At 60.3% G+C, this 6,496-nt stretch carries 6 protein-coding genes and 2 tRNA genes; 4 read left to right on the forward strand and 4 right to left on the reverse strand.

Translation table 11 applies throughout. The annotated features are described in order from the left end of the window. Nucleotides 1–188 precede the first annotated feature (188 nt). From ABHR63_RS06210 to typA, 4 genes are all read left to right on the forward strand, one after another. A complete protein-coding gene (locus ABHR63_RS06210) occupies nucleotides 189–689 on the forward strand; it encodes a bifunctional nuclease family protein (RefSeq protein ID WP_055310297.1) in 501 nt (166 codons plus the stop codon). Beyond that, entirely contained in the window at nucleotides 690–1,079 is a 390-nt protein-coding gene (locus ABHR63_RS06215) for a hypothetical protein (RefSeq protein ID WP_055287540.1), read from the forward strand. Nucleotides 1,080–1,109: 30 nt separating this feature from the next. Beyond that, nucleotides 1,110–1,559 carry a hypothetical protein gene (locus ABHR63_RS06220; protein WP_055287538.1) on the forward strand — a complete coding sequence of 150 codons (450 nt, stop codon included), beginning with the start codon at nucleotides 1,110–1,112 and terminating at the stop codon, nucleotides 1,557–1,559. A gap of 117 nt (nucleotides 1,560–1,676) precedes the next feature. After that, entirely contained in the window at nucleotides 1,677–3,515 is a 1,839-nt protein-coding gene (gene typA, locus ABHR63_RS06225; protein WP_055287536.1) for a translational GTPase TypA, read from the forward strand. 128 nt (nucleotides 3,516–3,643) lie between these two features. Here the strand turns inward: typA and ABHR63_RS06230 are convergent, their stop codons facing one another. The 4 genes from ABHR63_RS06230 to ABHR63_RS06245 form a co-directional block, all read right to left on the reverse strand. Further along, nucleotides 3,644–4,789: a bactofilin family protein gene (locus ABHR63_RS06230; protein ID WP_138113613.1), complete on the reverse strand. Its 1,146-nt coding sequence runs from the start codon at nucleotides 4,787–4,789 to the stop codon at nucleotides 3,644–3,646. Between the two features lie 106 nt (nucleotides 4,790–4,895). Continuing rightward, nucleotides 4,896–5,585 (reverse strand): trimeric intracellular cation channel family protein, encoded by a 690-nt coding sequence (locus ABHR63_RS06235; protein ID WP_229065363.1) that lies wholly within the window; start codon nucleotides 5,583–5,585, stop codon nucleotides 4,896–4,898. 368 nt (nucleotides 5,586–5,953) lie between these two features. Continuing rightward, a tRNA-Ser gene (locus tag ABHR63_RS06240) sits at nucleotides 5,954–6,044 on the reverse strand. 48 nt (nucleotides 6,045–6,092) lie between these two features. Next, a tRNA-Ser gene (locus tag ABHR63_RS06245) sits at nucleotides 6,093–6,183 on the reverse strand. Nucleotides 6,184–6,496: the final 313 nt, after the last annotated feature.

The raw sequence follows: 6,496 nt of genomic DNA on the forward strand, positions 1-6,496 counted from the left end.
CCATCAAAACTGTTAAAAGCCTCGGGGCAATTGCCTCGAGGCTTTTTTCTTAGCCACAGAAGGTAGTCAAAAAAGCTCTGTCCCAAATTAACTACTTTGATTTTGTGTGCTACGCGAAAGTTTGGGTAGTATAGCTATTCAACGCGGCGGGCCGCCGCGTGTTAACCGCTACGTACCGGAGGTGTTCCATGGTTCGTGTCGACATAGAGACCATCGTCATGGCCGCCGGTCCCGTGCCATCGCTTATCGTGCTTCGCGAACGCTGCAGCAAGTCGGATTCCCCCGCGCCGCTGCGCTCCCTCTCCATCCAGACTGGCTCGTTTGAGGCTGCGGCAATCAGCCGCGGCATCGACAGCGGACGCGCCGATCGCCCGATTACCCATGACCTGTTGCTCGATACTGTTGGCGCCCTGGGCGCCAAGCTCGAGCGCATCGAGATCGTTCGCGCCGAGCCGCCGGTGTTCTACGCGACGATTGTCGTACTGGCCGATGGTGACGAGCGCAAGATCGATGCCCGTCCCAGTGATGCCATTGCCCTTGCCGTGCGCAGCAATGCCCCCATGTTTGTGGAGGACGACATCATGAATCGCCTGGGCACTGTTTCTGCCCATACCGAGGAAGTTGACGACGAGCAGGAGTTCGAGAAGTTCGACGAGTTCGTCCATACGCTCTCGCCCGATGACTTCTAAATGCGGGGCGGCCAGGATGCGGAGCGTTCGCTGATGGCCGGCGGTATGTCGGCTGAGGCGGCTGCGATCGCCCGCGAGGCCCAGATGCGCTCGGAGGCTTCTGAGGCGGCTCGCATTGCCTATGTGACGCAGGCCCGCACGCTCCGCGAGCGCCGCGGCTCGTTTATCAAGATGGTTGTCGTCTCCGCCCTTGTCGCGGCAATCTGCTCACGCCTTCGTGGTACAGTTGGTGCGCTTGGGTTTTCGATCTCTACGGGCCTGGTGATCTGGGGCGTGGTCGATGCAGTCATGCTGACCAGTCAGATCAAGGTGCTCGACAAGCGCGCGGCGGACATGATGCGCACCCGCGACGCTGCCGCCAAGATCGCCGCCGAGGCACAAGAACTGTAACGACGTCAGACTCGATGGGAAGGTCTAAAGATGGCACAGGATATGCAGGATGCCGGTAACGTCTCCGCCGAGCTCGACGCCATGGTGTGCGATCTGATCGGCGCGTTCTTGGACGACCTTGCCGCCGGTGAAAACCCTGGCGTGGTCGTGGCAATTGAGGATGCTGCTTCCAACCGTTATCTGGCGGCGCTCGACGAGGACGGCGAAGAGGCGTGCCTGGAGGCGGCCACCAACTTTATCTCCGAGCACAAGATGGGTCTTAAGGACGAGGGCCTGGGCCGTATCGTCCGCTATGCCATCGGCTACACCGGCTGCGTCGAGATCGATGGCGGCTACCATGACGCCCTGCTCGTGAGCTTTTTCGAGACGACGCTCGAGAGCGGTTTTTCGGCATATGTGCTGTATGAGGGCATGGGCGCCGGCGATGGTTTTATGTGGAGCGACCCTGAACCTGCAGGTGAGGAAACCCCTCTCATCTAAAATCGCTAAAATAAACGAGTTTTCGGTAAAAGGCTCAATATTCCCGCTGAGCGTTGTATCGCTGGGCGGGCCGCATACGCGTGCCGTTTGTATATGGATAGAAGATAGGGGAACTACATGCGCGTAGACAATCTGAGGAACATCGCCATCATCGCCCACGTCGACCACGGCAAGACGACGATGGTCGACAAGCTCCTGCGTGCCACGGACGCCTTCCGTGCCAACCAGCAGGTCGAGGACCGCGTCCTGGATTCCAACGACCAGGAGCGCGAGCGCGGCATTACGATTCTCGCCAAGAACATCTCTATCGAGTATAAGGACGTCAAGATCAACGTCATCGACACCCCGGGCCACGCCGACTTCGGCGGCGAGGTCGAGCGCGTGCTGCGTATGGCCGACGGCGCCCTGCTGCTGGTCGATGCTTTTGAGGGCCCCATGCCCCAGACCCGCTTCGTGCTGCGTCACGCTATCGACACCGGCCTTAAGATCATGATCGTCATCAACAAGATCGACCGTCCGGGCGCCAACCCCGAGAAGGCCTACAACGACTGCCTGGACCTCATGGCCGACCTGGGCGCCACCGACGACCAGCTTGAGTTCGCCATGGAGCACGTGGTCTACGCCAGCGCCATGAATGGCTTTGCCCGCCTTGATCCCAACGACGGCAACATGGACATGTATCCGCTGCTCGATATGATCATCGACGACATGCCCGCGCCCGAGGTTGACGAGAACGCTCCGCTGGCCATGCAGTGCGTGACCATCGACCACTCCAACTTCGTTGGCCGTATCGGCATCGGTCGCGTGTATTCCGGCGCCATCCATCAGGGCGACCAGATTCTGGTTGTGAAGAACGACGGCTCCAGCGCCACCGCTACCGTCAAGCAGCTCTTTACCTTCGACTACCTGGGCCGCACCGAGTGCCAGGAAGTCGGCGCCGGCGACATCGCCGCCGTCGTGGGCATCGACCGCACCGATATCGGCGATGTCTACACCGATCCCGAGAACCCCGTCGAGCTCGAGCCCATCGAGATCGACCCGCCGACCCTGTCCATCGTCTTCGAGGCTTCGACCTCCCCGCTCGTCGGTCGCGACGGAGACATCGTGGGCGCCCGTCAGCTCAAGGAGCGCCTGTTCAACGAGGCCGAGAACAACGTGACCATGAAGATCGAGGAGCTCGAGGACAAGAGCGGCGTCGAGGTCTCGGGCCGCGGCATTCTGCACCTGTCCGTTCTGATGGAGTCCATGCGCCGCGAGGGCTTTGAGTTCCAGGTCGGCCGTCCCCGCGTTCTGTTTAAGAAGGACGAGAACGGCAACAAGATGGAGCCTGTCGAGCAGGCCGTCGTTGAGTGCCCGGACGAGTACTCGGGCAAGGTCGTTGAGGTCTTCGGTACCTCCGGTGGCATCATGACGAGCATGGATACCTCGGGTATCGTGACGCACCTCGAGTTTAAGATCCCGACCCGCGGCATCATGGGCCTTAAGAACCGCATCATGAACGTCACCCACGGCGAGGGCGTGTTCTACCACACCTTCCTGGAGTACGGTCCCTACGCCGGCGAGATCGGCAACCGTCAGAACGGCGCAATGATCTCCATGACCACCGAGAAGGCCGTTGCCTATGCTCTGGGTACGCTGCAGGAGCGCGGCCAGCTTTTTGTTGAGCCGGGCACCGAGTGCTACGAGGGCATGATCGTGGGCGAGCGCAGCAAGGCTGGCGACATGGTCGTCAACATCGCCCGTACCAAGAACCTGGGCAACCAGCGTTCCTCGACCTCCGATATCTCCGTTCAGCTGGTGCCGCCCCGCACCTTCTCGCTGGAGGAGGCGCTGGAGTACATCGCCGACGACGAGCTGGTTGAGATTACCCCCAAGAACATCCGCCTGCGCAAGCGCCTGCTCAACGCCACCGACCGCAAGAAGGCCGCCGTCCGCGCCGGCCAGGTCAACAAATAAGCGCTGGACTTTATAGCGTCTAACAAGAAAGGGCGTCGACCGTAATGGTCGGCGCCCTTTTTGTGCATAGGGACTGAGCTGGTCTGCACCACCACAAAGGTGCCTGGTCCCTTTGTGGTGGTTGGCGGCTAAGCGGTGGGGAGTCCTGGCGTGTTAGCCGGCTGCTGCGGCTTGACGCGGGCGTTGCGCCAGATGATTTGGATGATGTAACCGAGCATAAAGACAAAGGCCACGCCGCTGATGAAGTCACCTACGAGGGGAAGCCCCGTGAGGGCGCCTGCGATTACGCCGCCCACGGCTGCCATGGCGTAGCGGTTTTGGTTGTGTCCAACCATGCGGGCGATCGCGCACCCCGCAAAGGCACTCGACATCAACGCGATGCCGATAACGCCGCACAAGAGGGTTCCGGCAAGCGACAGACCAGCGATAGAGATAATCAGCAGTAGGACGGCGGGGACGATAGCAATCGTGCCCAGAAGACCGCTCACCCACAGGGGCATGGAGCGCTGGTGGAGCATGCCGGCGGCGCTGGCGGTCGCGCGCGGAAAGATGAGCTCGAGCAGCAGAGCGACAAAGCAGGTCGAGAGTGCCGCGGCGACGATACCGCCGATGACATCGTTAACGGTGGAAGTATCCTCGTTCTCGGTGCGGTCGATCTTGAGCGCACCGACCTCGGCTCCCGCGGCGCGCTCGGGGTCCTCGGAGACGTGCGCGTTCACGGTGCCGGTGATGTGGGCGTTCTTGCCCAGGATGAGCTTGTCGGCCCAAACCTCGACATCGCCCTTGACGGTGCCATCGATGGTCACCGTGTCGCCCGCAAGCGCTGCCGACTTGGTGGAGCCTCGCAGGGCAACCGTCTCGCCTATCGCGTAGAAACAGTTGGCGGTGCTGTCGGAATTGAGCACGACATGCTGGCCAGCGACGGTCACGCTGCCATCAACCGTGGTCTTGGCAATGTCGATGGTGCGTGCCGCCAGACGGACGGCGCCGCCCACTGTGCAGTCACGGATCGAGAGGGTATCGCCCGCGGCGATGATATCGCGGCCGATGGACACATCATCCAAGTTGAGGGCCTGACCTGCCCAGTACAGGTCACCTTCGACGCCGGACGGATTGGCGTCATTGTCGGTCGCAAGTACGTTTCCTGCGGTGTCCGTGCCGGCGAACGACGCCGTGGGAAGCACGGTGATCGCCAGCGCGATGAGCGCGAATAGGATGGTGATGCGGCCCCATGCTTTACGGCGCTGGGTCAACGGGAGTTGATTGCAGGGCATAGTGAATCCTTCGTTAGATACTCGGCATATACCTAACAGGGTACCCAACGCGTGGGCGCTCTAAAAGAACTTCTCGGTTGCATTTCGAAGGATGAGCCCGCGCTACCTACTTTTTGCGATGCAAAAAGCGTGCGATGTCATCCTCGGTGGGGCTTTTGATATCAAAGCGCAGCGACAGCCAGCGTAGTCCCATGGTCACCACGACGCAAACGACCAGTGCGACGACATTGCTGACCAAGCCGCTCATGACAAGGCAAACATAGCTTGCCGATCCGGCGATGGCCGCGATGGCATAGAAGTTGGTGCGCTGGAAGATACCCGGCACCACACCCATAAAACCATCTCGCAGCATGCCGCCGCCCACCGCGGTAAAAAAGCCCATCATGATGCACACCGCCGGCGCAAAGCCGTAGACCAGCGCCTTGTCTGCGCCGGTTGCCGCATAAATACCCACCGAGATGATATCGAGCAGGGGAATGAGCTTTTCGGGCTTGTCGACGATTGCCGGGAAGATGTAGATGATGGCCGCGGTGGCGATGGAGAGCGGGAGCGCCATCGGTTGGTTGAGGATGTAGACGTTGCCCACCTGCAGCGTCATATCGCGCAAAAGACCGCCGCCCAGTCCACAGACCACGGCGAGCGCGACGGCGCCCACCAGGTCGAGTTTGTGCTCGCGTGCGACCAACACGCCCGAGATCGATGCCGCGACGACGGCGAACATCTCGAGCCAAAACGGGATGGCAACCATGGCATCCGAGGCGTGTGCGGTAACGATCATAGCGGCGGCAACGGGCAAGATGGGGTCCTTTGAGTTACGGGTTTAGACAATGCCCGTACATAGTACATGTTCGGCGCCGATTGCGACCCTATTGCTCGGCAAACGGTCGGGACTGGGTACGGTCATAGGTTCCATGTTTGGGGATCCGGGTTGATGCTGAACGCGATGGGGGCGTGGTCGAATAGGAGGGATGTCCAAATTTTGAGCTTTGCTCAAAATTTATCCGGTCGGCTTACGCCGACCGCGCTGCGCTAAAAACGCGCCACTGGCGCGTTTTCTTTACGCTTTGCGCCCTGGCGGGTTCGAATCCCTCCTCCTCCGCCGTATTTGCTTGTAAGGGACTTAAAAGAAAAAAGCCCCCGATCTGGGAGCTTTCTCAACCAAAATGGCGGAGGAGGAGGGATTCGAACCCTCGTGACCTTATACAGGCCAAACGGTTTTCGAGACCGCCGCATTCAACCACTCTGCCACCCCTCCGCGTGGGGTAAAAACAAAGCAGGCTCGAAGGCCTGCTTTGGAATTAACTGGCGGAGAGTCAGGGATTTGAACCCTGGAGACGCTTTTGACGCCTACACGATTTCCAATCGTGCTCCTTCGGCCACTCGGACAACTCTCCGTTAAATGCGAAAGTCAGTATACACGAGGAATCGCAAAGTGCAAACAGAAAAGTTGGCATTTTTTAAAACGCTTGGCCGCCCTTGAATATCAACTTCATCCGAACACCTCCCATATTCATCCGTACATGTACGGATGAATATGGGAACCCGATACCCTGAGGGCCGGACCGGCCGGCCCCGGAAGATCGGAGGACGGCATGTCCGGAAAGAGGAAGAAGGGTTCCGCGAAAGCGGCCCCGAGGGCCTACGGAAGGCTCACGAGGCACGAGCGGGACACGGTCCAGAGGATGCTGGAGCGCGGGGCCTCGTGCA

The sequence above is a fragment of the Collinsella aerofaciens genome (genome assembly GCF_039752775.1).
Lineage (GTDB): Bacteria > Actinomycetota > Coriobacteriia > Coriobacteriales > Coriobacteriaceae > Collinsella > Collinsella aerofaciens_R.

Coding starts and splice junctions, on each gene's coding strand:
- ABHR63_RS06220 (WP_055287538.1), top strand. CDS start 1,110: ATGGCACAGGATATGCAGGATGCCGGTAACGTCTCCGCCGAGCTCGAC.
- ABHR63_RS06210 (WP_055310297.1), top strand. CDS start 189: ATGGTTCGTGTCGACATAGAGACCATCGTCATGGCCGCCGGTCCCGTG.
- ABHR63_RS06230 (WP_138113613.1), bottom strand. CDS start 4,789: ATGCCCTGCAATCAACTCCCGTTGACCCAGCGCCGTAAAGCATGGGGC.
- typA (WP_055287536.1), top strand. CDS start 1,677: ATGCGCGTAGACAATCTGAGGAACATCGCCATCATCGCCCACGTCGAC.
- ABHR63_RS06215 (WP_055287540.1), top strand. CDS start 690: ATGCGGGGCGGCCAGGATGCGGAGCGTTCGCTGATGGCCGGCGGTATG.